This window comes from Candidatus Nitronauta litoralis (assembly GCA_015698285.1).
GTDB classification, from domain to species: domain Bacteria; phylum Nitrospinota; class Nitrospinia; order Nitrospinales; family Nitrospinaceae; genus Nitronauta; species Nitronauta litoralis.
Genome location: CP048685.1, coordinates 1,920,600 through 1,946,348 on the forward strand (window position 1 = coordinate 1,920,600; position 25,749 = coordinate 1,946,348).

Sequence of the window (25,749 nt, forward strand, 5' to 3'; positions counted from 1 at the left end):
CCGGAAAAGAGGTTTAAGATAATCTCAAAAAACTGGATTTCCCGTTCGGCTGCTACAAGCCGGGATTACCCGATCCTGGTTGCGGCCAAATCTGAATTTTTGAGACGCTCTTAAAAACTTGACCGTTAATTACAACGGCCCCCACTAATGTGGGGGCCGTTAAAAGATAACCCACTCTTCAAAAACTAATCATTTTGATATCCCGATCCATTTTTGCTGTCTTACTGGTCAGGAATCGTGAGCGAGTTCTATTTTGTATGCAGGTTTGCTACCTTGGCAGCCTGTACCTGCGGGCCAGCGGCTTTAATTTCCGGGCTGGTCCCTTCTTCGTATTGTTTGAAGTTTTCGATAAATTGGGCCGCCAGTTCGCGGGCCTTTTCATCGTAATCCTCAGGACGTTTCCAGGTGTTCCGTGGATTGAGGACTTCGGATGGTACATCCGGGCACTCTTCCGGAACGGACAATCCAAAAATCGGATCCGTCCAGGTGTTAACTTTACTCAGGGTGCCATCGAGGATGGATTTGATCATCGCACGGGTGTGTGCGATTTCCATCCGGGACCCGACACCATAAGCGCCACCAGTCCAACCCGTGTTGAGCAACCAGCAGTTAACGTTGTGTTCAGAGATTCGTTCACCCAGCAGCTTGGCATAGACCGATGGATGCAACGCCATGAACGGAGCGCCGAAACAGGTACTGAAAACTGCAGACGGTTCACGACTCATACCACGTTCTGTTCCTGCAACCTTTGCTGTGTAACCTGAGATGAAATGATACATGGCCTGTTCCGCCGATAGTTTGGCTACAGGCGGCATGATTCCATAGGCATCGCAGGTCAGCATGATGACATTATTAGGATGTCCGCCGCGACCTTCAGGAATGGAATTCGGAATATGAGTCAGCGGGTAAGCGGCCCGCGTGTTTTCCGTCCGGCTGTTGTCGTCAAGGTCCAGTCGCCGGGTGAGCGGGTCGATAACAACATTTTCCAGGACCGTTCCAAATTTGCGCGTGCAGTCGTAAATAAAAGGTTCGGCTTTTTTCGACAGGCGAATCGCTTTCGCGTAACAACCGCCTTCAAAATTAAAAACGCCTGAGTCGCTCCAACCATGTTCGTCGTCACCGATCAGCTTGCGGTTCGGGTCTGCCGATAAGGTGGTCTTTCCGGTGCCCGACAGGCCAAAGAAAATAGCTGTGTCGCCTTCTTCGCCAATATTGGCCGAGCAGTGCATGGACAGGACCTGGTGTTGGAACGGAAGCAGGTAATTGAGTACTGAGAAGACAGACTTTTTGATTTCGCCGGCGTAACTTGTTCCACCGATCAGCACCAGTTTTTTCCCGAAGTCTACAATAACAAAAGTCTCGGAATTGGTGCCGTCAATTTCAGGGACCGCCTGGAAGCCAGGAACCTGAATGATAGTGAAGCCGGGTTGATGAGTTTCGATTTTTGCCTGGTCATGAATCTGGATGAACATGTTGCGTGCAAACAGGCTGTGCCAGGCAGTTTCCGTCACCACACGGATGTGCAAATTGTAATCCGGATCAGCACCGGCGATGCAGTCCTGAACATAAAGCCTTTTGTGCTGCATGTAGGCCAGAACGCGACCATACAACGCTTCGAATTTGTCGATTGGAAACGGACTGTTGACCTTGCCCCACCAGATATTTTCCTGGCTCGAAGATTCCTGGACGATGAATTTATCGTTGGGCGAACGTCCAGTGTGTTTGCCGGTATTAACCACTACCGGTCCGAGATGGCTTAACTCACCTTCTCCGTTTTTAATAATATGTTCATATAATTCGGGGGTGGACAGGTTCCAGAAGGTTTCTTTAGTATTCCGGACGCCATGGTGTTCCAGGCCGATTTTATGTTTCAAACTCTGGTTGGGCATGTTCAACGCTCCTTATGCGGCTTTGGACCGCTTTAATCAGTCAACCTTTCAAAAGAAAAAGACTTTTTGCTGTGTCGGGGTAGTCTGTCTGTAAAACAATGAGTATTCCTTATGCTATCATAACGCCTGTGCTTTGAAAAGGTTTGAGATCAACAAGTTGCCTCTATTTCGCTGTCTCGCCAAAGGACCCGGCCACCGAATTTCCGAGACTCTTTGATTCTGCTTAATTTACTGCCGCTAAAATGCCAAAACCCGAAACTCATGCCAATTTACCGAAAACCAATCTGAAGGTCCTGGCTCGCGCCCGCACCCGTTTCAACGACATTTTTGTTATCGAAGACGGAATCAAACGGGAAATGTGGTTCAATGGCAGTGGCAAGTTTTTTTTACAGTCCCGTGTTGATACGAGGAAGCCGAAAACCCCCTCCCTCATCTATTCAAAGATGATCCTGGCTGCTCTTTTGATTCAACCAAACCCGCAAAGAATTTTAATAATTGGACTTGGCGGGGGAGCGTTATCGAATTGCCTGGCGGCCTGGTACCCGGCTTGCCGGATCGATGTGGTCGAGATCGATCCGAAAGTCATAGCCTTGGCCAAGAAATATTTCCAGGTTGAGGAAGGGCCAAATTATAAAATCCATGAAGCCGATGGCCGGTTATTTTTACAGAATCAGATTAAGAGGGGTGAGGCCTACGATATTATTTTTCTTGACGCATTTAAAAGCGGTTCGATTCCTTTCCATCTCAAAACTTTCGAATTTTACCGGGACCTCAAGTTGGCCCTGACAAATGGCGGTGTGGTCGCTTCCAACTTGTACGGCAAGAGTAACAATATGAAACCACACGACCGGCAGACGTTTCTGAAAGTGTTCCCGGAAATTTTTGTGTTTGAGGATGAAAAGAGGGTGGCTACCGTTTCAATTGCGACACAGGAGGTCCTGGGTTGGGGGCTCGACCAGTTTGAAATACGCGCCAAAGCTTTTGAACCCCCACCCGGAATGGATGTCTCCATGCAGGAGGTCGTGGGCAATTTCCGCCACAATGCATTTGCTGATGAAAAGGCAAAAGTATTGAGAGATGATTTCGCTCCCGATGAAATCCAGACTGCCATTGAGCAAAACAACCGGCAGAGCACACTAACGCGGCAATATCCAATCAGTAACGTCAGCTAACCCATTTATGATTTGAAATCAGCCAGTAGGGGATAAGCGTTTTATTTCCTCGGTTACATCAGGGTGGGTTTCGTTCGTCAGGATAAAGCGAATTGTTGAAACTGCCTCTGCACCTAATAGTTCTCCCAACGCCCAGACGACATGTGCCCTGATGAGGGGTTCATCATCGGCAAGAGCATCCTTAAGTACCGGTATCGCTCCAGCATCGCCTGAGTTTCCTAACGCCACTGCCACGTTGCGAAGCAGCCCCCGCCGTTTAATCCGTTTGACCGGACTTTTCCGGAACCGCTCACGAAAGCCGACATCGTCGAGCAACATCAATTCGGTGAGCAGTTTGGTCCCCGTCCGTTCCTGAAAAGCGGGCTCCGGTGTTACTGTCGCATCCTCATTCCATGGGCAGACAATCTGGCAATCGTCGCAGCCATAAATCCTGTTGCCCAGTGCCTTCCTGAATTCCAGAGGAATCATTCCCTTGTTTTCAATAGTGAGATAGGAAATACACCGGCGTGAGTCGAGTACGTAAGGTTCAATGATCGCTCCGGTCGGGCAGATGTCGATACAGGCAGTGCAGGGGCCACAATGATTTTCGGCGGGAGTTGAATACGGGAGTGCTACATCGATCAAAATCTCTGAAAGGAAATACCAGGAGCCGACTCCTTCTGTGAGAAGGTTGGTGTGTTTACCGATCCAGCCCAGTCCAGCCTGCTCTGCAAGTGGCTTTTCCGGAACCGGACCTGTATCTACATAACGCCGGGTTGTGCAACCGGGAAATAAATTTTGTAATTCGGCTTCCAGAGTCTTGAGGCGCGGCTCGATGATGTCGTGGTAGTCCAGGTTCCATCCATAACAGGTGATGTCGCCTGTTGCAGGGTCCTCCAGATAATCCAGTTGTCGGGTTTGCGTCTGGTAATTGGTACGCAGGCAGATCACACTCTCTATCCCGGGAAGCACATTGTTTAGATCTGCGCGTTTGTTACGCCCGCGCACCAACCAGTCCATAGTGCCCTGGTGCCCATTCTTTAGCCAGGCATCAAAACGGGGCATGATTTCCCGCGTGTCGGGGGGCGCGATTCCCATCGCATCGAAACCCAGGTTTTTCGCCGCGTCTTCCAGCAAACGGATTTTGTCCCTGCTCCTCACTGGGGAAACGGTTTGCTCACTCAAGTTGTTTTTGTTATCCTCAACCAAAATTTTTCGTCCCCCCCTGGAGGCTGGTGTTGCATGGCGAAAACCGCGTACCTGTACGATCCATTATACCTTGAGCACGAAACAGGGCAGCACCCGGAACACCCGTCGCGCCTAAAATCGATCAACAAAAGGCTTGAAGCTTCAGACCTGTACGGTCGTCTTGAAAAAGTGGTTCCCCAGAAAGCGGCGCTGGAAGATATATCCCGTATTCACGATGAAGGTTATGCCCCCATGGTGCAGCGCTCCTGTGAAGAAGGTCGAATGCAACTGGATGGTGATACTACAATAAGCGCCCGTTCCTATGATGCCGCACTTTTGAGCGCAGGTGCCGGGCTAAAAGCCGTGGATCTGGTTGTCGACGGAGACGCGGACAACGCATTTTGCGCAGTACGTCCTCCAGGGCACCACGCAGAGCACGACCACGCAATGGGGTTTTGCCTGTTCAATAATGTTGCCGTCGCGGCGCGTTATGCACAACAGGTTAAAGGACTCGAACGGATTTTTATTTTCGATTGGGACGTGCACCACGGCAACGGCACCCAGCATTCATTTTATTCCGACCCAACCGTATTTTACAGTAGCACTCACCAGTACCCGTTTTACCCTGGAACCGGTGCGGAAGATGAAACAGGTACGGGCGATGGTTTAGGAACAACGTTGAATTTTCCCATGCGGCCATACTCCAGTGACGAAGATTATCTGGGGCTTGTTGAAAACCGACTGATACCGCATATGCACCGGTTTCAACCGGAATTGATCATTATCTCAGCCGGGTTTGATGCCCACAGCGACGATCCGCTGGCCAATATTAATCTCAGCGCTGAATGCTTTGGGAAAATGACAACTATGATTCGTCAAGCGGCCGAAGACCTGTGTGGTGGGCGGCTCATCTCCATGCTTGAAGGCGGATATAATCTCGACGCACTCGCCGATTCTGTGCATCACCACGTGGAACAACTGGCGGCCGATTCTTAATAATACCTGCAGGGTGGTTAGACAAGACGTCCGGCCTGGCTTACACTTTTTTTAGGCTTACAGTGCTTACATCCATTCTAACTCAACCAGTCCATTGAAACTTTCGATCGTCATTCCGGTCTACAACGAGAAAGCTACCTTAATGGAATTGTTGCGGCGGGTGGAAGAGGTGGACTATGAAAAAGAAATCATCATGGTTGACGATGCTTCAACGGATGGAACGCGCGATATTCTAAAAAATGAGGTTGAAGGTCGAAGTGGGGTGGTGGTGCATTATCACGAGCGAAACCGGGGCAAAGGTGCTGCGCTTCGAACGGGCTTTAAAAAAGTAAGCGGAGATATTGTTATCGTGCAGGACGCGGATCTGGAATATGACCCAAAGGATTATGCGGTATTGATTGGTCCGATTCTGGATGGCAGGGCAGACGTTGTATTTGGTTCGCGCTTTTTAGGAGGACCGCACCGTGTTTTATTTTTCTGGCATTACGTGGGTAATTTGTTTCTCACCATGTTGTCAAACGTCATGACCAATATCAACCTCTCTGATATGGAGACTTGTTACAAGGTATTCAAGAGTGAGGTTTTGAAAGATATCAAGCTCACTTGCAACCGGTTTGGTTTCGAGCCAGAGTTCACGGCGAAAATAGCCCGGAAGCGGTTTCGAATTTATGAGGTGCCCATTTCTTATAGCGGGCGCGATTATTCAGAGGGAAAAAAGATCGGCTGGAAAGACGGCGTTGCAGCTATCTGGTTTATTCTGAAGTTCAGGTTTTTCTCTAAATAGATTTCGAAAAAAATTTTTACAAATACTTTGCGCTATTAATCTCCACCATCACATCCACTGTCGCTACCCCCGCAGTCACTGCCTCCACTGCGTTCGCCAATAGGGCCAGGTTCATAAGACATGGTTTCCCTTCGGGGTTGCGGGCTGTAGCCAACTGTTTTGTAAATAATATAGAAAATGACAGGGAAGCTCAGCGGGACCAGGACCAGCGCTCTTTCTCCAACCGAATAATTTTCGGGAAAAGAAGTCCAGATCCAGAACACGATACCCAGATAGATTAGCAGGCATTTCATATTTCAAGTATAAACGAAAACCGGAAAATGCAATCAAAACCAGGTCACGAACCTGAATCGATTTCTTTTTCGAAAATTTTGGATTCTTTCGCCACAAGCATACTGAGCGCTATCAGGCCAATAAGGTTGGGCAGGGCCATGAGGGCATTCATTGCATCGGATAAATTCCAGACGAGTTCTATTTTCAAAACCGCGCCGAGGAATACAAACACCACCCAGGCATAGCGGTAACCCAGTACCCAGCGTTGGCGGGTGAGGTATTCAAAACATTTTTCTCCGTAATACCCCCAGCCCAGAATAGTCGAAAAGGCAAAGGTCGCCACAGCAAAAGTGATGAGGGTTTCTCCAGAACTGCCCAGACCCGAGGCAAAAGCCAGTTGGGTGAGTTCCACACCACTCTTTCCAGTTTCCCAGACACCCGTCACTGCCAGGACCAGTCCGGTGAGGGAACAGACAATCAAAGTGTCTATGAAGGTACCAGTCATCGAGACCAGTGCCTGTTTCCCGGGTTGATCTGTTTTCGCTGCGGCGGCTGCAATGGGGGCACTGCCTAGTCCCGATTCGTTTGAAAACAATCCGCGTGCGACACCAAAACTGATGGCCTGTGCCACTGTGGCCCCAGCGAATCCGCCAATTGCGGCTTGTCCACTGAAGGCACTTTTAAAAAGTAAAACCAAACCCGCCGGAATTTCGGCCCAATGGCGGATAAGGATGATGAGGGACCCGAGAAAATACACAAGAACCATGAAAGGAACCACATAAGCCACCACACTTGCGATGCGTTTGACTCCGCCAATAATGACAAGCCAGGTCAAGATTGAAAGGGCGATTCCGATGGCAACGGGGGGAAGTCCGGTAAAACCTTTGAGGGCTGCCGCTGTGGTGTTGGCCTGTACCATATTGCCAATGCCAAACGCGGCAATGGCACCAAAAAACGCAAATGCCCAGGCCAGCCGTGGGGCGTTCATTCCGTTTTTCAGGTAATACATGGGGCCGCCGGAAATCTCTCCGTCTTGATTGACTTCGCGAAAACGAACAGCGAGAAACGCCTCGGCATATTTTGTTGCCATGCCAAACAATGCCGTGATCCACATCCACACCACTGCCCCTGGTCCACCCGAGGCGACCGCTGTAGCGACCCCCGCGATATTACCAACGCCAACCGTGGCAGCGAGAGAAATCATAAGGGCGGCAAAATGGGAAACATCACCTTGGCCGGAATTCTCTCCGGAAAAGGCGAAGCGAAGAGCCCGGAAAAGTAACCTGAACTGGATACCGCGCAGGAGAACGGTTAACCACACACCGGTTCCGACCAGCAGGACCAGTAACCACGGGCCCCATAGCATGTCGCGCACCGCAGCAATGGATTGCGTTAGAGATTCCATTAATTATTACGAGGAAAACAACAGGAGGGTTTACTTGCCGGCAGATTTTTGGCCTTGCCCGGTTTTTTCTTTTTTCTCTTTCTCTTCTTTCTCTTTTTGTTTTTCTTCTGATTTCTTTCTTGCTTCTTCAAGGTCGTTGATCAGACTCTGGTTGCCGGAGACTTCTGATTTGACTCGTTTGATTGTATTGGCTGCGCTCAGCTTCCTCATCCAGTTTGGGTTTTCTTCAGCGGCTTTTAGGGTTGCGTCGATATGGGCCACTACTTTTTGAATGGAGGGAACGCTGGTACCCCCCAGAGCCGATTTGGCTCTTTGCCGTTCAGAATTCAGCGCAGTGAATTTTTTTCCGAAAGCTCTCAGGCCAGTAGGGGTGTGATAAGAGGTTTCTTCGGTTTTGGCAAATTCCTTTTCTTTTTTCAAAAAGTTAATGGCCTGCTGGATTCTTCCCAGGTCTTCCTTGGAAAGGATGCCGTCATCTGTTTTTTCTTCGTTGGAACCTTCACTGGCAGGGCCGGGCCCGCGTTTCGTAGCGGACGTCCGGATGTTTTTCATTTTGCCTTGATCGCGGTACTTTCTGGGAACCTTACTGATGTCGTTTGTGAAATGGGTTTTGCCCTGGTCATCTTTCCATTTGATGACTCCAGCAAATGCGGACTCGTTTAAACCCGAAAATACGCCCGATAACAGGACGAACATCACACAGGCGGTGATTTTTTTAAATGACATCTTTAGTGTCCTCCGGAACCTTTCGCAAACCCCAGGTGAGTGAAAAGTCGTTTCTCAAATTATATCAACGTCTTGCCAAGTCTGCTATACTTTATATGCTAGATCCTGTAATGGCTTTATTCAGAAAAAACTTCAGTGATGGAATCCAACAACCTCAAGTTTATTGACGACAATATTTACGACCTGGCGCAGGAAGATCGCGTAGTGGGCTCTTACCTCTACGACAAGTACAATGAGCAGATTGGGCGACTCAAGGGTTTGCTTGTCGACCCTGAATCATTCGAGGTCCGGTATGCAGTTTTTATTGATGGAGGATTCCTGTTTACGGACGGTAAAACAATCCTTCTGCCTCGCCCTCTGTTCCATGCGATAGATATGGGCCAGATCAAAACCAATTGGTCTCGCGAATCCCTCCAACACTCCCCTGCTATTGAATCTTTGGAAGAAATCAGCATGGACGATGAACGGGTGATCCTGAGTTATTTCGACCTGGAGCCTTATTGGGAGTCTAAGCCTGTCGATACTGAAGAGGCGATAGAGTAGACTTTTTTAAAACCGGTTGAAAATAAAATTTGGTAAGCATTTTAGAACCCACGCTACCAACCGCCAACGCGGTGTGATGTAAGCGTGTTTTTTTTTATCACGAATCGCTCCGTAGATTTGTTCTGCAGCCTTGTCCGCCGAACACACCCAGTATGCACGCCTGGCGTCGATCATCGGAGTGTCAACGAAACCTGGTTTGATATCTGTGACAGTGATGGGAAGGTTTTTATGGGTTACTAACTGCTGGAGCCCCTGAAGATAACTGGACATAAAAGATTTTGAAGCAAAATAAGCTGGTGCCTTGCGGTTCCCCCGGATTGCGGCGATAGATGAAATGCCAACCAGATGCCCGCTATTGTTTCCGATGAAATGTTCCATGGCAAGATTACTGAGCAAGGTGAACCCCTCGACATTGGTGGCCACAATTTTCATCTCTTTAGTCAGGTCAAGCTCCGGGTTCTGGTAACCAACGCCGGAGTTATAAATGATGAGACCAACATTCCCCATCTTCGAAATCAAATCGTTCAATTGTTCTTTTGCCTGGGGATTGGTGACATCCATTTCCTGTACGAAGCAGTCATCCCCGATTTTTTTTTGAAGTTCATCCAGAAGGTGCCGACGCCTGCCGGTAATTCCAACCCGGTATCCATTATGAGCCAGTACCAGAGCCAGGCTCCAGCCTATACCTGAGGTGGCTCCAATCACAATCGCGTTTTTCGAGTTTGATGAGGGCATACTTCTAATGGGTGTTTTCCAATTATTTCCAGCTTGTGATTTGGATCCCCCTGAAGGTTTTCAGTTGGTTCTGTTGAGCAGGGACTCCACCGCGTCGGCTACCTGGGTCACCGTGATATCTTCAAGGCAAAACGGTTTTTTGTGGGGAGAGGGTTCGCAGTCTTTAAAGAACTTGTGACGGCAGGGAGAACATTCGAAATTCAGCGTGACCAGTTCCTTTCGTTCCGGGACAATAAGGGGGTCAGTTGTTTTGGGGTGGCCGGGACCAAAAATTCCAACTACCGGAGTATCAATCATGGCAGCAAAATTCATCAGACCACTGTCGTTTGCGATCAGAAGATGACAATTTTTGAGAAACCCTGCAACCACCTGCAAGTTTAATCCTGTCATAATAAAAACCTTGTCTTTGCGGCAAAAACGTCCCACCTGTTCCAGTAAAGGACGTTCTTTTCGACTGCCCATCAACACGATGGTGGCTTTTTTTTCTTTGATCAGTTTTTGGCACAGGATGCCAAAACGCTCGGTGTGCCAGCGTTTTTCAGGTTTGGAAGCGCCCGGCGAAACCGCTATCAGGAGTTTGTCCTGCTTCATTCCCAGACGTTGCATTAATTCCAGGTTGCGTTCTGCATCTTCTTTGGAGATCAGGCGGGGAAAAGTTTTATCGACCTCATCAATTCCCAGAAACTTGACGATCCCGGCATAGTAGTCGGTGCCGTGAATGGAACGCGACTCTTTCACCACGGGCAGAGGATCCGTCAAAAGAAAATTGCGCCCGTCGGTTTCATATCCCAACCTCCTGGTTGCGCCGGAAAACAAGGCAAGCCACGCCGAACGAATCGAATTTGGAAACAAGACGGCAAGATCGAAATGGTATTTTCTAAGCCCGAATGCAAAGCGGATCTGGCCTAAAGTTCCCATGTCTTTTTCTATAGGGAAAGGAATAACGCAGTCAATATCCGGATGGTTCACCAGAATTTCGTTTGACGGGGGGCGTGCCAACGCAGTGATGCGTGCATTGGGATACTTTTTGCGGAGCGCCTGGACCGTTGGCAGCGAGAACACGACATCGCCTATCCAGTTTGGCATCCAGACCAGAAGGTGTTGTACTTTTTTTGGAGGAGCTTGTTCTTCCATCGGTCAGAAAATTTTCAGGAGCGTTGTAAATGGATATCTCTGCATAATTGAAAACTTTGAAACAAAGTAGGTGTCATTGCGAGGAGCCGCAGAGACGAATTAATCCAAGCCGGATAATGCCCGGAGGAAACTGGAAAAAAACTCTGGATCCACCCTTTCGGGGTTAGAAAGCTTGGGAAAATACCACGGCCGTTCACCCTCTGATCGCTCGCGATAACGGATCCTTGGCTATAATCTCCTCTAGATCAGGGCAACCCTGATTTAAGTTAGGTGTTACGCAATGCTCTTGTTGTATAGGGAGCTACTTCACGCGTTTGATCGTGGCTCCCAGGTTCGACAATTTCTTCTCCATAGAAACATAACCGCGGTCAATATGATAAACCCGAGAGATGATCGTCTCCCCTTTCGCAGCCAAAGCGGCCAATACGAGGGAAGCGCTGGCTCTGAGGTCGGTTGCCATGACCGGCGAACCGCTCAAGCCTTTTACACCTCTTATTACCGCAGTGTGACCTTCGATTAAAATGTCCGCGCCAAGTCGATTCAGTTCTGCCGCGTGCATGAACCGGTTTTCAAAAACGGTTTCCATGATAACGCTTTGCCCTTCTGCCAATGTCATCAAGGCCATGAACTGAGCCTGGACATCAGTTGGAAATCCTGGATGCGGCTGTGTTCGGATGTTGGCGGATTTGACTGCACCATTGGCTTTGACATACATGGTCGTTTCGCTGGTTTGCACGGTGACACCGGCTTCACGAAGTTTGAGAACCACGGGTTCCACATGGTTTGGCAAACAATCCTGTACTTCAATCTCGCCGCCGGTGATAGCGCCCGCAATGAGATAAGTTGCGGCTTCGATACGGTCAGGGAATATACGGCATTCGATTGGTTCGAGGGCGGAAACGCCGTTTATGGTTACGGTATCGGTTCCCGCACCTTCAATTTTTGCTCCCGACTGGTTGAGCACATCGGCAAGAAATGCCACTTCTGGTTCCCTTGCTGCATTTTCGAGAACGGTCTCACCTTCCGCCAGAGCAGCGGCCATTAACAGGTTCTGGGTTCCGGTGACGCTAACGGTATCGAAACAATAATGCGCACCTTTTAATGTTTTGGCGCGAGCATGTATGTAGCCTTCCTTTACATGAATCTCGGCCCCGAGCGCCTCGAGTCCCTTGATGTGCAGATCGATTGGGCGCGCTCCAATGGCGCAGCCTCCGGGGAGGGAAACTCTGGCTTCGCCCAGGCGGGCTACCAGGGGTCCCAATACCAGGCAGGAAGCTCGCATTGTTGCAACCAGATCGTACCGTGCTTCCGTTTTATGAAGTGGTTCAGTGTCAATCGCCACTTCCCCATCTTTCCAGGATTCAATGGTACCGCCCAGATCGCGGATCAACTCCAGCATGGTGTTTACATCTTTTACCTTTGGGGCATTGGTGATCTGGTTTCGACCGCGAGTGAGGAGGGTGGATGCAAGAATTGGCAACACGGCGTTTTTAGCACCGCTGATTGATACGGCCCCTCTTAAAGGGTTGCCCCCCTGGACTACTATTTTATCCATTCATTTCCTTTTGGGCGCAAACCGCACGGTCCCGCCCTGAATAGTCCTGATGCAAGGTAACAGGAGAAAATTGATTGTGTTGTTCCAGCATGTTTTTCACCGTTGGCCCTTGATTGTCTCCGATCTCCATTACCAGATAGCCGCGGGGTTTAAGGTATTCGAAGGAGTCTTTAATGATATTTCCATAAAACTTTAAACCGTCAATGCCGCCATCCAATGCGTCTACAGGTTCAAACAGGCTGATCTCAGGTTGCAGGTTTTTGCAGTCTTCCGTTGCGATGTAGGGTGGATTGCAGAGGATGAAATCGAACCTGTTCTTTTCATTCCCTCTTGGCAGACTACCAAACAAATCTGATTCCATCCAGGTGATACGATCATCGACACCGTGTCGTATGCTGTTCTCCCGGGCAATGTTGAGCGCATCTGATGAAATATCGATTCCAATAATTTTTGAAGCAGGCATTTCGAGAGCTGCGATTGTGGCGAGAATGCCCGATCCCGTGCAAAGATCCAGACCCTGCATTGGATCGTTTTTTTTCTCAGGTGAAATAACCTTGAGAAGTTGTTCCACTAATATTTCCGTTTCCTGTCTGGGGATCAGTACGTCGGGTGTCACTTTGAATGATCGGGACCAGAACTCCCATTCACCGATTATATAGGCCAGCGGTTCTCGACTTTCACGGCGCTGAATCAATTTTTCGCAGTGATTTATTTTGTCTCTATTCAGAAGGGGGTCGGAATCGCGCCAGAATTCCTCGCGGCTGATGCCGAGTGCATGGGTGAGCAGGACCTCTGCGTCCAGTTTTGCTGTCTCTATACCTGCCTTCTCCAATTGCCGACACGCGTCGGTCAGCAGAGCGGCAAGAGTAGTCATCGCCAATCAGTTGTCCTGGTTTTTTAGTGCCTCGGCCTGGAAATGAAGGATCAAGGTTTCCACCATTTCATCGAGATCCCCTTCCATGGCTTGAGTCAGCTTATGCAAAGTGAGTCCAATACGGTGGTCGGTGATTCTTTCCTGCGGGAAATTATAGGTCCGAATGCGTTCGCTGCGGTCACCTGAGCCCACCTGCTGGCGGCGGTCTGCAGCGAGAGCTTCCTGTTGTTTTCTCTGTTCTTCATCATAGAGCCGGGCGCGCAGGACCTTCATCCCACGTTCCTTGTTTTTGTGCTGAGACTTTTCATCCTGACAGGAAACCACGATACCGGAGGGCACGTGCGTGATACGGACAGCGGAGTCTGTTGTGTTCACACTTTGTCCACCAGGGCCCGAGGAACGAAACACATCGATTTTCAGATCGGCGGGGTTGATTTTAATATCCACGTCTTCCACTTCAGGAAGGATCGCCACCGTCACAGCAGAAGTGTGAATACGACCCTGTGTTTCAGTTGTTGGTACCCGCTGGACCCGATGCGTTCCGGCTTCATATTTCAATTTACTGTACACGGCCTTGCCGCGAATATTGAGAACCATTTCCTTAAAACCGCCAACGCCCGTCGGGTTGCTGTTCAGGATTTCAACTTTCCATTTTTGCCGTTCCGCATAGCGGGAATACATACGATATAAATCGGCCGCGAACAATCCTGCTTCATCGCCCCCTGTCCCTGCACGTATTTCCATGATGACGCTCTTTTCATCGCGCGGGTCTTTGGGCAGTAACAACTTTTTCAATTCCTGTTCGTTCTGTTCGGTCAATTTGGTGAGCGATTCAATTTCCATCCTGGCGAGCTCCTGCATTTCAGGATCGCTGTCGTCTTCCAGGAGTGCTCGGTTGTCTTCAAGCTCCTTGCTGTTTTTTTTCCATTCCCGGTATTCCTTCACGATGTCGGCAATTTCCGAATGTTCCCGAGCATACTTTTGGAAATCGTTCTGCAGGGCAATAACTGCAGGGTCGCTCATTTTCTCGGAGAGTTCATCGAATCGTTTTTCGATGGAAGCCAGCTTTTCGAACATTGGGAAACCAGAGTGGAGGAGAAACTACAGGATTTAAACGGACCTCTTTCAGGGAGAGGTCCTTAAAGTGGAGGAGACCTGGCTAGTTAATTGGGGGCGGGGGTGGCTTCGGCTGCTGCAGGTGCTTCTTTTTCAGTTTTGGCCTTTTTAGCTTTTAGGGCCTTTTCGTATTTGCGCGTGAACTTTTCAATACGGCCGGCACTGTCCATCAGTTTTTGTTTTCCTGTGTAAAAAGGATGGCAGGCGGAACAGACATCCACATGCATTTCTTTTACGGTGGATTTGGTGTTCACTTTGTTGCCGCAGGCGCAAACAACGAGGGTGTCGATATATTCTGGATGAATCTCGGGTTTCATAGTTTCTAGGCTCTTTAAGTGCGTCAGGAATTCATGGTTTTCATGAATTCGAGGTTGTTTTTGGTTTGTCCCATTCTTTGCAAGAGAAGCTCCATAGTATCATTAAGCCCCATAGGTTGTAAAACTTTTCTCAGAAGCCAGATACGTTGCAACTCTTCCTGATCAATGAGCAGTTCTTCTTTCCGGGTGCCTGATTTGTGAATGTCGATTGAGGGAAAAACACGCTTTTCAGCCAGTTTGCGATCAAGCACAATTTCCAGGTTACCGGTTCCTTTGAACTCTTCAAAAATTACGTCATCCATCCGGCTACCGGTGTCGATCAGAGCGGTGGCCACAATGGTGAGACTGCCGCCTTCCTCAAGATTCCGGGCCGCACCGAAAAAGCGTTTGGGCCTTTGCAGGGCATTGGAATCGACACCACCGGAAAGCACTTTGCCGCTTGGTGGCACGATGGCGTTATAGGCGCGTGCGAGACGCGTGATACTGTCGAGCAGGATAACGACATCCTTTTTGTGCTCGACCAGACGCTTGGCTTTTTCGATGACCATTTCGGCCACCTGCACGTGGCGTTGTGCCGGCTCGTCAAAGGTGGAACTGATGACTTCACCGCGCACCGAACGCTGCATGTCGGTGACTTCTTCAGGCCGCTCGTCGATGAGCAGGACGATCAGGACCACTTCCGGAAAATTGGTGGTGATGCTGTTTGCGATGGATTGCAGCAACATCGTTTTACCCGTACGTGGCGGAGCCACGATCAGCCCACGTTGGCCTTTCCCGATCGGCGTCATCAAATCCATGATGCGTGCACTCAAGTCTGTGCAGGCCGGAGTTTCAAGCCGCAGGCGTTCTTCCGGGTAAAGCGGAGTCAGGTTATCGAACAGAATTTTGTCTTTGGTTTTTTCAGGATTTTCAAAGTTGATGGCTTCGACCTTGAGCAGGGCGAAGTAGCGCTCGTTTTCCTTCGGTGGGCGAATCTGGCCCGAAATGGTGTCACCGGTCCGCATGTCAAACTTCCGGATCTGAGAAGGCGATACATAAATATCGTCTGGACCTGGAAGATAATTATAGGTGGGTGCGCGCAGGAAACCGAAACCGTCTGGCAGAATTTCCAGCACACCCTGGCCGAACATCAGGCCATCTTTTTCTATCTGGGCCTGGAGTATCTTGAATATGAGGTCCTGTTTCCGGAGGCCACTGTGACCCTGAATTTTAAGGGTTTTGGCCATATTGGTCAGGTCCGAAATGGTTTTGGACTTGAGGTCCTCAATGTTCATTGCGGGTGGTTTTGTTGCGGTAGACATAAGCGAAATGGATTCTTTACGAAGGGTTTATAAAAGGAGATGTGCGGGATGAAGGGTAACGGAGTTTTTGCAGGTTTCCCGGAATTGAGTCCCGCCTATTATTGTGGGAAAAACCAATCCGATGGGGATCAGGGGTTAATTTTGCAGGGTGATTCTTTGGGATACTTTGTTACATTATCTGGTCCCTTTAAGTTTGTCAATCCCTTTCCCTCAGTTTTTTCAAGTTTTTGCGGGTCTATCTGGGAAATATTCGGGTCGTGAACAAAGAGGAGAGGTTGAGTCTTTTACAAAAAATAAACAACCGAAATTTAAAAACTTTTTTGAATTTTTATTTTTGGGACTAAAAAAACTACCAAGTGCTCATGAAGCAATCCATAAGATACTTTGCCTTTTTTATGTAACCCGTTAATAGCGATACTTGTAGGTTTCGATTTTTTTTTGATCTAACAATTCAGAATTATTTCCAGGTTAAATGGCTTTGGACATTTGAAGGCCCTTACTCAATTGTAGAATTTTTTTTGCGGACTGATTTGGACAAAAAGGGTTGACAACTTTTAAGAAAAAACCTAAATTAATTGAAATTGATTATCAACTTCAATAGTGGGGCGTGGCTATGTCCCTCAAAATATTCGTCTTCTAAAATTATGTTTCTATTTGTTTGGCATTTGTCTTAATTTGGCGGGCTTTATTTTTCAATACTCAATCAATGGTTTTTGTTAGGCCTCAATACCATTCCGGAGCACCACCAGGCCAAATTTTAAGCTGAGGAACTGAATATGTTTTCTGTCAAATTTCTGTTAACAATACTGGTAGTCTGGCTTTGTATTTCTCAATCCGCCCTGGCCACGCAACAGCAAAAAATTGGGTTTTTATTGCTGGCACCCGATCGGGGTCATCTGGGAAACCAGGAAATCGAAAATCTGTTTGACGAGTTCAGGAAAGATTATACGGCTTCCCTCGGCTATATCGGAAACGAATCACCAGGCGGACCAGATCGTGCTTACGGACCCTATATTAACAGTAGCCTCGATGAACTGATCCAGATGGGTGTCCACAAGATTGTCGTGATCCCGTTATTTCTTTCACGGCATCATCCCAACCTCGCCTATGCGAAAAATCATATCTACAAGTACCATTCCCTGGTTTCCATTGAATGGGCTCCAGCTATGGCAAAGAGCTATCTCACGGCTCAGATATTTCTCGACCGAGTTAAAGAACTAAGCCAGAACCCTGAAAACGAACAATTAATTTTGCTCGGTATTGGTCCTGAAAATGATGTCTCTCTGGAAAAAATAGAAAAGGAATTGAAACCGATCCTCGATTACGCCAAACGGGAATTGCCTTTCAAAGAGATTCAAACACAGTTGTACTTCAATTATGGTGCTGAAAAAGAATTACGCCAAAGGCACAACCAGTTGGTAGACCAGGAAATCATTAAAGCGGCGGCTAAAAAAGGCGATGCTATTTTAGTCCCTTTTGTTATTGGTCCCAGGTATTCCCATCAGATGTCATTGCGCTACTGGATCAGGGAAAAGTTTAAAGAGTACGATATCAAAATTGCTGATCAAGGGATCATTCCTCACCCCAACATTCAGCTTTGGCTAAGAAAGACTGCCAATGCCCGTATTGATATTTCTCCCCGGGAGGTCGGGGTTGTTGTCATGCCCCATGGTGCGCAAATTCCTTATAACGAGGCCATCGAAAAGGTGGTTGGACCCCTTAAAGAAAAATACAGGATTGAAATGGTTTACGGGATGGCCGACGCGTTGTCACTTGCGGAAGCTGTAAAAACGCTGGAAGGGGAGGGATATCGGAAAATAATTGTGGTGAGGATGTATTCCCTTGAAGAACAGTTTCGGGATCAAACCGAATATATTCTGGGGTTGAGTGAAGCGCCTCCGAAAAGTCGACGAAGATCATCCCCTCCACCTCAGGTGCGGTCCGGTGCTGTATTTGTCACATTTGGAGGCTATGAAGAAGATCCTTTGATATGTCAGATACTGATGGAACGTGTAGAGGCGATCAGCCAAAACCCGTCGAAAGAACGTGTGATCTTCCTTGCCCATGGTGCCCGAAGCGACAGCCGCGACAAGGCCTGGCGTGACCTGATGGAAAAACATGCGGAATATATCCGCAAGTATACAGACACCCCGTTTCATTCCCTCCACGGTTTGACTGTGCGCGAGGACTGGCCGGATAAGCGGGAAAAAGCGATAGAGGAAATCCGCCGTCTGATCTCACAGGAATCGGGCCAAATTCGAACCCTGGTGATTTCGAATCGTCTTTTTGGAAGCGGGCGATACGATGAATTTCTGAAAGGGTTGAAATTTGATATGAACCGGAGCGGTTTGGCTCCCCATGTCAACCTCACACGTTGGTTGGACCGGGGAATCCAGCAATCGCTTCAGAGTCCTCAAAAACTCAAGGGGCAGGCTCCAGGGTACGTGCCCGGGGAAACTGCTCCTGACGCCGGATAGCTCCCCTGTCCGGCGCTCAATTTTCAGGTGAAACTTTAAAAAGGAAAAACTCATGAATCACCAAAAAATATTTAAAACAAATTCGGTCGTTCGTGACTTTTTTAGTGGAATCTTTTCACGGGGTCATCTGAGATTTTTAATGGTATTTTTTATTTCGTTCACTTTATCAAGCTGCGCCAAGACTCTGCTTCCTGAGGAAAGCAGGTTGCAGGGTAAAAACGCTCAGGTTTCATCGGATCCATCCGAAGAAACAGTTGATGAGGAAGATTCTTTTGCCGAAGGATTCACCGCTGATTCCGGTCCGGATTCGCCAGGAATTATTGAAGAAGATATCGCCAGCGAATTTCCTCAACCATTTGCGGCCCGTGGAGATTTTTCCAAAGAAGGGAAACTAACCTCCTCTCACCCTTCCGGGAATCCATCTGCGGACCCTCTGTCTAGTAATCCATCTTCCGGTTTGAGTAAAAAGGATGAGGCTATGTTAGATCAGGAAGCGAGTAAATCTGAGGTGGCGGACTTATTTAACACCTCGCAATTTCCTGATAAGAAAAAACAAATCGCAAGGACCCTGCCTTTCAAGCCGACCCAGGATCTGGTTGATATCTTTTTTGAGTTTGACCAATATACTTTGAGCCGAGTGGCCCTTGATACATTAAGAAATAATGCTATGTGGCTGAAAGAACATCCTTCCACACGGGTTCAAATTGAAGGTCATTGTGACGAGCGGGGAACCAACAACTACAATCTTGGGTTGGGGCAGCAGCGCGCTCTGGCGATCAAGAAATACCTGGTGTCGCTTGGAGTCGAACAGGAACGCCTTTACACGATGAGTTACGGAGAGGAGAAACCGTTTTGCTTTGAAAACGGTGAATCTTGCTGGAAGCTGAATCGTCGATCCCACTTTCGTATCGCTCCCTGATACCTGATTTCACCTCCGGCAAGACAAGTTCGCAGGATACAGGTACAATCAGAATCTATTTAGACCTGTCCTGTGAAAAATGACTGACTCTCGCTTTTTAATTTCCTCCGATCAATTCGAACCGGCTTACATGGAGTTGTTTCGCTCGGGTGAGTTATACCGCCGCTCGCGCCAGGGTTTGCGCCATTTGGAGAAATGCCGGGTGTGCCCGCGCGACTGTGATGTTAATCGCTTGTCCAATGAATGGGCGCTCTGCAAAACAGGACGTTATGCCTGGGTCTCCAGTTATTTTCCCCACTTTGGGGAGGAAGGTTGTCTGAAGGGAGCAAATGGCAGCGGCACCATATTTTTTTCCATGTGCAATCTGAAATGCGTATTTTGCCAGAACTACGATATCAGCCAGCAGCAGGATGGTATGGAAGCCACGCCAGAGGTGCTGGCTAACATGATGATGGAGTTGCAGACCAAAGGCTGTCACAACATCAACTTCGTCACGCCGGAACACGTCGTGCCACAGATTCTCGAAGCCCTGCCGATGGCGGTGCAGATGGGCCTGCGTCTGCCACTCGTGTACAACACCGGAGCATTCGACTCTATGGAAAGCTTGAAACTGATGGAGGGGGTGGTCGACATCTACATGCCGGACTTCAAATACTGGACGGCAGAGGATTCCGCGAAATACCTGAAGGCTACCCGCTACCCGCAAGTCGCGCGTGAGGTTGTCCGGGAAATGCACCGGCAGGTAGGGCCACTGACCTTTGATGAGAATGGTCTTGCCAAACGCGGTGTGCTGGTGCGGCACCTCGTCATGCCCGACTCCCTGGAGAACACAAAGTCCATCATGCAGTTTTTATCCGATGAATTATCGCCGGATACTTACGTCAATGTGATGGACCAGTACCGGCCTGCGGGGAAAGTCACCCCCGAGCGGTTTCCAACCCTGGCCCGCCGCACCACAAATGAGGAGCACGATCAAGCTGTGGAAATTACAAGGGAAGCCGGACTCACCCGCATCGATCATTGCTCGGCGCAAGGCCAATAACCCCCTAACGGTAGGGCAGGAAATATTCCCCCTTATCGGAAGAGAGCTTTGCATAACCCAAAAAATTCAATTTAACAGTGATCTTTTGATAGCCATTTATTTCCCTCCCCTTGAAAGGGGAGGGTATGGGAGGGGTCGTGTTTACAACCTCCCCTGTATCCCCTCCTTTTTTAAGGAGGGGATTTAAGAACGTAAATAGCCGCTCTTGAACAAATGAATCTGTCCACTTTATGTACTTATGCAAAGATCTTTTCTCCGAAGGGGGACGCGAAGCAGGGGGCTTGGACCCTTCGGCCTTGTTTAATAGAATTCGTCTTGAATTGAAAACTCTGCCCTGTAATATCGCAATATAAAAAAAGTCCGCTATTTACTTGCCTTACGTGCAAACTGGCAGGGGGTATTGCGTGGGGTATTTTAGTCACCAGGATCTGCCAGAAATACAAATCAGCTGATCGTTTAGAGGGAAGGCATTAAAATTATGTCATCAGGAAAAGAACAAATCCAGGTTTTGCTCAATGCCTTAAGACCTGTAGACCAGACTCTTGATGGTCTTATCACACGCATGGAGGACAGGTCTGCCGCTGAAGATTTTCAGCAATTAAAAGAATTTTCCAGGGCAATTAAAATTGCGTTGGCAGAGGCCATCAATGGTGGAGAAGGATTGCCTATGGAAATGGGGAATGTAACTCCATTGATCGACATGGCGGAAAATGTGGCTGATAGTATTGAAGCAAAAGATTTAGAAGGTGAAGCCATTATTCGTAGCTATAGAGAAGCAGAAAATGAATCAGCTACTGAAATGGAAAAATGTATACGGGCCGCAGAATTTATAAAAATTGTTCATTGCAACTAAAGTAAGTTGAAAAATTCAGGATACTAAACGGCCAGGCAAAGGTTGGCTCCCCCCTTCCGTATCTCTCTTCCTCCTCCTCCAAATCCGAACAGTTGATTGACATAATTTTTTCTGAGCGGATAATCTTCCGTAATCTTTGGGGGAGATTACTTTTTGCAGGCGTCTGAGCGTGATAGCTCTGACTGCCGCGCCAATATTGGGAGAGGTCCACAATGAAAAAATTTCTACGCGAAGGTGCTGTTCTGTTATTAGCACTCTCGTTTTCAATGCCCGCACAGGCACAAACGGTTGAAGAACGATTAACAGCATTGGAAACATCGATGGCGAATGTAGAGTTACTGTCGACCCAGTTGTTTCAACTGTTTTCTGCCCTGCAGCCGGACATCGTTGCCATCTTAAATGCCCTGGCAACACAGCAGGGTGAAGTGGCGACCCTGCAAGCAGCGGTGACTGCTTTGCAATCTCAGGACACAACGCACAGCAATGACATCACGGCTCTGCAGGCCAGTCAATCGATACAGGATACCGATATCACGACACTGCAAACGGATGTCGGTTCTCTGCAAACTAATGATGCAGCTCAGGACACGACAATTTCCGGATTGACCACGGATGTGGGTGACCTTCAAACCCGCTTCAAAGGGGTCACTCGCTCTAAAGATACTTTGTTGTTTACCGACATGAACCTTCAAGTGGTCTCTGGTTCGGGAAAAACAGACGGTGCCGTGAATGGTCGAGGAAATGTCATCATAGGCTACAACGAAGACATCTTCCCGTTTCTTGGGGGTGGATTGCCAGCCAGCGACAAAACCGGTTCGCATAATTTGATCGTTGGCCAGGGGGTGAATTACTCCAGCTTTGGCGCGCTTGTAGCCGGATTGAATAACGTATCTAGCGCCGAATACGCTTCCGTCACCGGCGGGGAGCGCAACCAGGCCACTGCTGATTTTTCCAGTATAGTCGGAGGATCGTTAAACGAGGCCACAGGCACACATTCGAATGTCAGCGGAGGCAATCGCAACATTGCTTCCCATATTTTCAGTAGTGTCAGCGGTGGACTCCGCAACCTGGCCTCAGGTCAGTATTCTTCGGTCACTGCTGGTCAACTCAATGTCGCTTCTGGCAACTTTTCTGCAATCAATGGTGGATTGAGAAACAGTGCCTCCGGAAATAGCTCTAGTGCAAGCGGAGGTCAGGATAACAGAGCGTTCGGTTTTTATACCAGCGTGAGCGGGGGTATTGATAACCTGGCAAGCGGTGACAATTCAGTTGTAGCGGGTGGAAGTCTCAACGTAGCATCTGGATTAAATTCGAGTATAACGGGTGGCGGAAGCAACCTTGCTTCCAGTGAAGGAGCAAGCGTAACCGGAGGCCATAACAATGAGGCAAACACTGAGGCCTATGCCAGTGTAAACGGAGGATTCAATAATACAGCGTCTGGTTTAAACTCTGCGGTCAATGGTGGCCGAGAAAACCTGGCCATAGGAGAAAGCTCTACTGTGGGAGGTGGCTCTCAGCGGACCACATTTGGGCTGGTAGACTGGCGCGCTGGAGGTTTATTTGAAGGTTTTTAAAGCTACAACAAATTTTTTAGAATTATTTCAAGGGAAGGCGTTTCGTGCGCCTTCCCCTTTTTTTTATTTACACTATATTTCATTGTGTTGATTTGTTCTACCCTTTCCGTATCTCTCTTCCTCCTCCTCCAAATCCGAACAGTTGATTGACATAATTTTTTCTGAGCGGATAATCTTCCGTAATCTTTGGGGGAGATTACTTTTTGCAGGCGTCTGAGCGTGATAGCTCTGACTGCCGCGCCAATATTGGGAGAGGTCCACAATGAAAAAATTTCTACGCGAAGGTGCTGTTCTGTTATTAGCACTCTCGTTTTCAATGCCCGCACAGGCACAAACGGTTGAAGAACGATTAACAGCATTGGAAACATCGATGGCGAATGTAGAGTTGCTGTCGACGCAGTTGTTTCAACTGTTTTCGGCCCTGCAGCCGGATATTGTCACCATAATCAATGCCCTGGCAACACAACAGGGTGAAGTTGCTGCGCTTCAAGCCTCTGTGACAGGCTTACAATCCGATGTGAGTGCTTTGCAGACAGGGCAAACGGCGTTGCAAACAAGCCAGGGGACGCAGGACACGGCGATCACCGCGTTGCAAACTTCTGATGGCACACAAAATACCAGCATCAGCGCACTGCAAGCCAACGATACAACACAGGACAGCATTATCACCACACTGCAATCGAGTCAGACAACACAGGATACGAACATCGCCACCAACACCGCCGATATCACCATTAATGCGAATGACATTGCGGCGATCGTGGTGCCGGATATCTCCGGCCTGACCACGGATGTGACTGAACTGCAGACCCGTTTCACGGATGTGACACGAGATACGGATGCCAACGGCAATGACCGGTTGCTGTTAACCGGCATGAACCTGCAGGTGGTCTCCGGTTCCGGAGCAACGGACACCCTTATAACCAATGGCCTCGGCAATTTGATTGTCGGTTATAACGAAGACATAACCGGGAGTGGGCCGCCGGCCCCGCCGCCCCCATTTAGCGATAAAACCGGTTCACACAATCTTGTGGTGGGCAAAGGACTGAACTATTCCAGTTTTGGCGGTATTGTTGCGGGACACAACAACGTTATAGGGGGGCATTATGCCTCCGTAACAGGAGGGCAGGCAAACCAGGCCCTGGGAGACTGGTCCAGTGTGAGCGGAGGAAGTCAAAACACGACCGTTTTCGGCCTTGGAAACTTTTCCAGTGTGAGCGGTGGATTTAATAACCTGGCCTCTGGAATTCATTCCAGTGTCAGTGGTGGATTTGATAACGCGACCTCTGGAAGCTTTTCCAGTGTGAGTGGTGGAAGTGAAAACACGGCCTCTGGAATTGTTTCCAGTGTGAGCGGTGGACGTAATAACACGGCCTCTGGACATTGGTCCAGTGTGAGTGGTGGAAGTGGTAACGAGGCCTCTGGTGATAGATCCAGTGTCAGCGGTGGAGAAAGTAACGAGGCCTCTGATAATAATTCCAGTGTGAGCGGTGGTTTGGAAAACACGGCCTCTGGTGATAGATCCAGTGTGAGCGGTGGACGTAATAACCTGGCCTCTGGAAATTGGTCCAGTGTGAGTGGTGGTTCTTATAACACGGCCTCTGGTCATAGATCCAGTGTGAGCGCTGGATGGACTAACACGGCCTCTGGATTTGAATCCAGTGTGAGTGGTGGACATAACAACGAGGCCTCTGGAGTAGAATCCAGTGTGAGTGGTGGAGTAGATAACACGGCCTCTGGGAGAACTTCCAGTGTCAGCGGTGGATGGCAAAACTCGGCCTCTGGAGTAGAATCCAGTGTGAGCGGTGGATTAAGAAACGAGGCCTCTGATGGTAATTCCAGTGTGAGCGGTGGAGTAGATAACACGGCCTCTGGTTTTATTTCCAGTGTGAGTGGTGGAGTAGATAACACGGCCTCTGGAATTCGTTCCAGTGTGAGTGGTGGAAGTGGTAACGAGGCCTCTGGAGGAGAATCCAGTGTGAGTGGGGGTCAGGACCTGAGCGCAGTTGGCCTAAATGACTGGCAAGGGGGAAGTTTAATTGCAGATGTTGCCGAGCTGCAAACCCGATTCACCGGTGTTTCGCGCAGCGGTGATGTGTTGCTGTTCGATAGTATGAACCTGCAGGTGGTGTCCGGCTCAGGAACAACGGACGGTGCTGTAAACGGTCGTGGAAATATCATCATCGGTTACGATGAAACCATCTTTCCGTTTCTGGGAGGCGGACTGCCTGCCAGCGATAAAACCGGCTCGCATAACCTGGTTGTCGGCAAGGGGTTGAACTATGCAAGCTTCGGCGGGATTGTTGCCGGACTCGACAATGTTTCCGGAGCAGAATACGCCTCGGTCACGGGCGGTGAACGCAATCGGGCGACAGGCAATTTCTCCAGTATTTCAGGAGGTCAGTTTAACGAAGCCATGGGTGTCAACTCCAGCGTCAGTGGAGGTGGGGCCAACATCGCTTCCGGGTCCCGCTCCAGTGTCAGTGGTGGGAATGGAAACGAAGCTTCCGGTATCATGGCCAACGTCAGTGGTGGTGTCGGAAACACAGCTTCCAACTCGGTTTCCAGCGTCAGTGGTGGTGGCGGAAACACCGCTTCCGGAGTCAGTTCCAGCGTCAGTGGTGGGTTTCAAAACGAAGCTTCTGGACTTTATTCCAGCGTCGGTGGTGGATCCAGCCGGTCTGCAGTGGGGAACAACAACTGGGCTGCGGGCAGTCTGCTTGAACTGAATTGATATTGCTCTGGCTCCGGTCCGGCACCCCGCCGGGCCGGCAGCTTGTTTGAAACCCGGTAACTCGCAAACAATATTTCAGCCGTAAAACATCCCAACCGGGGAAGGCGTTTCGTGCGCCTTCCCTGTTTTACTTGGTAATTAAGAGCTGCTATTCGCGCTCTTA

22 protein-coding genes are annotated in these 25,749 nt (G+C 49.0%); 10 read left to right on the plus strand and 12 right to left on the minus strand.

Features of this window, described 5'->3' with window-relative positions; genetic code table 11:
• Positions 1–248: 248 nt before the first annotated feature.
• Positions 249–1,889, minus strand: coding sequence for a phosphoenolpyruvate carboxykinase (ATP) (gene pckA, locus G3M70_08860; protein ID QPJ61978.1), 1,641 nt, complete (start codon positions 1,887–1,889; stop codon positions 249–251).
• Between the two features lie 242 nt (positions 1,890–2,131).
• Here pckA and G3M70_08865 point away from each other — a divergent pair, with 242 nt between their 5' ends.
• A complete protein-coding gene (locus tag G3M70_08865) occupies positions 2,132–3,061 on the plus strand; it encodes a hypothetical protein (GenBank protein ID QPJ61979.1) in 930 nt (309 codons plus the stop codon).
• 18 nt (positions 3,062–3,079) lie between these two features.
• Here G3M70_08865 and queG read toward each other — a convergent pair whose 3' ends face one another.
• Complete coding sequence (gene queG, locus G3M70_08870; protein ID QPJ63766.1) at positions 3,080–4,138, minus strand: tRNA epoxyqueuosine(34) reductase QueG; 1,059 nt, start codon at positions 4,136–4,138, stop codon at positions 3,080–3,082.
• 144 nt (positions 4,139–4,282) lie between these two features.
• On the opposite strand from queG, the gene G3M70_08875 reads away from it, so the two are divergent.
• Both G3M70_08875 and G3M70_08880 read left to right on the plus strand, forming a co-directional pair.
• Positions 4,283–5,224, plus strand: coding sequence for a histone deacetylase (locus tag G3M70_08875; GenBank protein QPJ61980.1), 942 nt, complete (start codon positions 4,283–4,285; stop codon positions 5,222–5,224).
• A 94-nt stretch (positions 5,225–5,318) separates the two neighbouring features.
• Complete coding sequence (locus tag G3M70_08880; GenBank protein QPJ61981.1) at positions 5,319–6,008, plus strand: glycosyltransferase family 2 protein; 690 nt, start codon at positions 5,319–5,321, stop codon at positions 6,006–6,008.
• 35 nt (positions 6,009–6,043) lie between these two features.
• On the opposite strand, the gene G3M70_08885 is transcribed toward G3M70_08880, so the two are convergent.
• From G3M70_08885 to G3M70_08895, 3 genes are read right to left on the minus strand one after another with little or no spacing between them, the layout of a single operon-like run.
• A complete protein-coding gene (locus G3M70_08885) occupies positions 6,044–6,301 on the minus strand; it encodes a hypothetical protein (GenBank protein QPJ61982.1) in 258 nt (85 codons plus the stop codon).
• Positions 6,302–6,345: 44 nt separating this feature from the next.
• Positions 6,346–7,686, minus strand: coding sequence for a sodium:alanine symporter family protein (locus tag G3M70_08890; GenBank protein ID QPJ61983.1), 1,341 nt, complete (start codon positions 7,684–7,686; stop codon positions 6,346–6,348).
• Positions 7,687–7,716: 30 nt separating this feature from the next.
• The gene (locus G3M70_08895) at positions 7,717–8,412 is read right to left on the minus strand and encodes a DUF4124 domain-containing protein (protein QPJ61984.1); all 696 of its coding nucleotides are present in this window, start codon (positions 8,410–8,412) and stop codon (positions 7,717–7,719) included.
• Positions 8,413–8,550: 138 nt separating this feature from the next.
• On the opposite strand from G3M70_08895, the gene G3M70_08900 reads away from it, so the two are divergent.
• On the plus strand, positions 8,551–8,955 hold the full coding sequence (locus G3M70_08900; GenBank protein ID QPJ61985.1) for a PRC-barrel domain containing protein: 405 nt from the start codon (positions 8,551–8,553) through the stop codon (positions 8,953–8,955).
• Positions 8,956–8,961: 6 nt separating this feature from the next.
• Here the strand turns inward: G3M70_08900 and G3M70_08905 are convergent, their stop codons facing one another.
• The 7 genes from G3M70_08905 to rho all read right to left on the minus strand — a co-directional run bounded on the left by G3M70_08905 (position 8,962) and on the right by rho (position 15,960).
• Positions 8,962–9,690, minus strand: coding sequence for an SDR family NAD(P)-dependent oxidoreductase (locus G3M70_08905; GenBank protein QPJ61986.1), 729 nt, complete (start codon positions 9,688–9,690; stop codon positions 8,962–8,964).
• 60 nt (positions 9,691–9,750) lie between these two features.
• A complete protein-coding gene (gene waaF, locus G3M70_08910; GenBank protein ID QPJ61987.1) occupies positions 9,751–10,824 on the minus strand; it encodes a lipopolysaccharide heptosyltransferase II in 1,074 nt (357 codons plus the stop codon).
• A gap of 301 nt (positions 10,825–11,125) precedes the next feature.
• The gene (gene murA / locus G3M70_08915) at positions 11,126–12,379 is read right to left on the minus strand and encodes a UDP-N-acetylglucosamine 1-carboxyvinyltransferase (GenBank protein QPJ61988.1); all 1,254 of its coding nucleotides are present in this window, start codon (positions 12,377–12,379) and stop codon (positions 11,126–11,128) included.
• Positions 12,372–13,259, minus strand: a complete 888-nt coding sequence (prmC, locus tag G3M70_08920) for a peptide chain release factor N(5)-glutamine methyltransferase (protein QPJ61989.1) — start codon at positions 13,257–13,259, stop codon at positions 12,372–12,374. Before prmC ends, murA begins: the two co-directional genes overlap by 8 nt.
• Positions 13,260–14,330, minus strand: a complete 1,071-nt coding sequence (gene prfA / locus G3M70_08925) for a peptide chain release factor 1 (GenBank protein ID QPJ61990.1) — start codon at positions 14,328–14,330, stop codon at positions 13,260–13,262. It abuts the gene before it with no gap.
• An 86-nt stretch (positions 14,331–14,416) separates the two neighbouring features.
• A complete protein-coding gene (rpmE, locus tag G3M70_08930; GenBank protein QPJ61991.1) occupies positions 14,417–14,686 on the minus strand; it encodes a 50S ribosomal protein L31 in 270 nt (89 codons plus the stop codon).
• A gap of 23 nt (positions 14,687–14,709) precedes the next feature.
• Entirely contained in the window at positions 14,710–15,960 is a 1,251-nt protein-coding gene (gene rho, locus G3M70_08935) for a transcription termination factor Rho (GenBank protein QPJ63767.1), read from the minus strand.
• 803 nt (positions 15,961–16,763) lie between these two features.
• On the opposite strand from rho, the gene G3M70_08940 reads away from it, so the two are divergent.
• The 6 genes from G3M70_08940 (at position 16,764) to G3M70_08965 (ending at position 25,586) form a co-directional block, all read left to right on the plus strand.
• Positions 16,764–18,464: a hypothetical protein gene (locus tag G3M70_08940; GenBank protein ID QPJ61992.1), complete on the plus strand. Its 1,701-nt coding sequence runs from the start codon at positions 16,764–16,766 to the stop codon at positions 18,462–18,464.
• Between the two features lie 139 nt (positions 18,465–18,603).
• Complete coding sequence (gene pal / locus G3M70_08945) at positions 18,604–19,383, plus strand: peptidoglycan-associated lipoprotein Pal (GenBank protein QPJ61993.1); 780 nt, start codon at positions 18,604–18,606, stop codon at positions 19,381–19,383.
• Positions 19,384–19,462: 79 nt separating this feature from the next.
• The gene (locus tag G3M70_08950) at positions 19,463–20,425 is read left to right on the plus strand and encodes a radical SAM protein (protein ID QPJ61994.1); all 963 of its coding nucleotides are present in this window, start codon (positions 19,463–19,465) and stop codon (positions 20,423–20,425) included.
• Between the two features lie 478 nt (positions 20,426–20,903).
• Positions 20,904–21,278 carry a hypothetical protein gene (locus G3M70_08955; protein ID QPJ61995.1) on the plus strand — a complete coding sequence of 125 codons (375 nt, stop codon included), beginning with the start codon at positions 20,904–20,906 and terminating at the stop codon, positions 21,276–21,278.
• Between the two features lie 212 nt (positions 21,279–21,490).
• Entirely contained in the window at positions 21,491–22,852 is a 1,362-nt protein-coding gene (locus G3M70_08960; protein QPJ61996.1) for a hypothetical protein, read from the plus strand.
• Positions 22,853–23,114: 262 nt separating this feature from the next.
• On the plus strand, positions 23,115–25,586 hold the full coding sequence (locus G3M70_08965) for a hypothetical protein (GenBank protein ID QPJ61997.1): 2,472 nt from the start codon (positions 23,115–23,117) through the stop codon (positions 25,584–25,586).
• The last annotated feature ends 163 nt before the right edge of the window (positions 25,587–25,749 follow it).

Coding starts and splice junctions, on each gene's coding strand:
- pal (QPJ61993.1), top strand. CDS start 18,604: ATGGTATTTTTTATTTCGTTCACTTTATCAAGCTGCGCCAAGACTCTG.
- G3M70_08900 (QPJ61985.1), top strand. CDS start 8,551: ATGGAATCCAACAACCTCAAGTTTATTGACGACAATATTTACGACCTG.
- pckA (QPJ61978.1), bottom strand. CDS start 1,889: ATGCCCAACCAGAGTTTGAAACATAAAATCGGCCTGGAACACCATGGC.
- murA (QPJ61988.1), bottom strand. CDS start 12,379: ATGGATAAAATAGTAGTCCAGGGGGGCAACCCTTTAAGAGGGGCCGTA.
- queG (QPJ63766.1), bottom strand. CDS start 4,138: ATGGGAATCGCGCCCCCCGACACGCGGGAAATCATGCCCCGTTTTGAT.
- rpmE (QPJ61991.1), bottom strand. CDS start 14,686: ATGAAACCCGAGATTCATCCAGAATATATCGACACCCTCGTTGTTTGC.
- G3M70_08895 (QPJ61984.1), bottom strand. CDS start 8,412: ATGTCATTTAAAAAAATCACCGCCTGTGTGATGTTCGTCCTGTTATCG.
- rho (QPJ63767.1), bottom strand. CDS start 15,960: ATGAACATTGAGGACCTCAAGTCCAAAACCATTTCGGACCTGACCAAT.
- prfA (QPJ61990.1), bottom strand. CDS start 14,330: ATGTTCGAAAAGCTGGCTTCCATCGAAAAACGATTCGATGAACTCTCC.
- G3M70_08890 (QPJ61983.1), bottom strand. CDS start 7,686: ATGGAATCTCTAACGCAATCCATTGCTGCGGTGCGCGACATGCTATGG.
- G3M70_08955 (QPJ61995.1), top strand. CDS start 20,904: ATGTCATCAGGAAAAGAACAAATCCAGGTTTTGCTCAATGCCTTAAGA.
- G3M70_08865 (QPJ61979.1), top strand. CDS start 2,132: ATGCCAAAACCCGAAACTCATGCCAATTTACCGAAAACCAATCTGAAG.
- G3M70_08960 (QPJ61996.1), top strand. CDS start 21,491: ATGAAAAAATTTCTACGCGAAGGTGCTGTTCTGTTATTAGCACTCTCG.
- G3M70_08950 (QPJ61994.1), top strand. CDS start 19,463: ATGACTGACTCTCGCTTTTTAATTTCCTCCGATCAATTCGAACCGGCT.
- G3M70_08965 (QPJ61997.1), top strand. CDS start 23,115: ATGAAAAAATTTCTACGCGAAGGTGCTGTTCTGTTATTAGCACTCTCG.
- G3M70_08875 (QPJ61980.1), top strand. CDS start 4,283: ATGGCGAAAACCGCGTACCTGTACGATCCATTATACCTTGAGCACGAA.
- G3M70_08940 (QPJ61992.1), top strand. CDS start 16,764: ATGTTTTCTGTCAAATTTCTGTTAACAATACTGGTAGTCTGGCTTTGT.
- G3M70_08885 (QPJ61982.1), bottom strand. CDS start 6,301: ATGAAATGCCTGCTAATCTATCTGGGTATCGTGTTCTGGATCTGGACT.
- G3M70_08905 (QPJ61986.1), bottom strand. CDS start 9,690: ATGCCCTCATCAAACTCGAAAAACGCGATTGTGATTGGAGCCACCTCA.
- waaF (QPJ61987.1), bottom strand. CDS start 10,824: ATGGAAGAACAAGCTCCTCCAAAAAAAGTACAACACCTTCTGGTCTGG.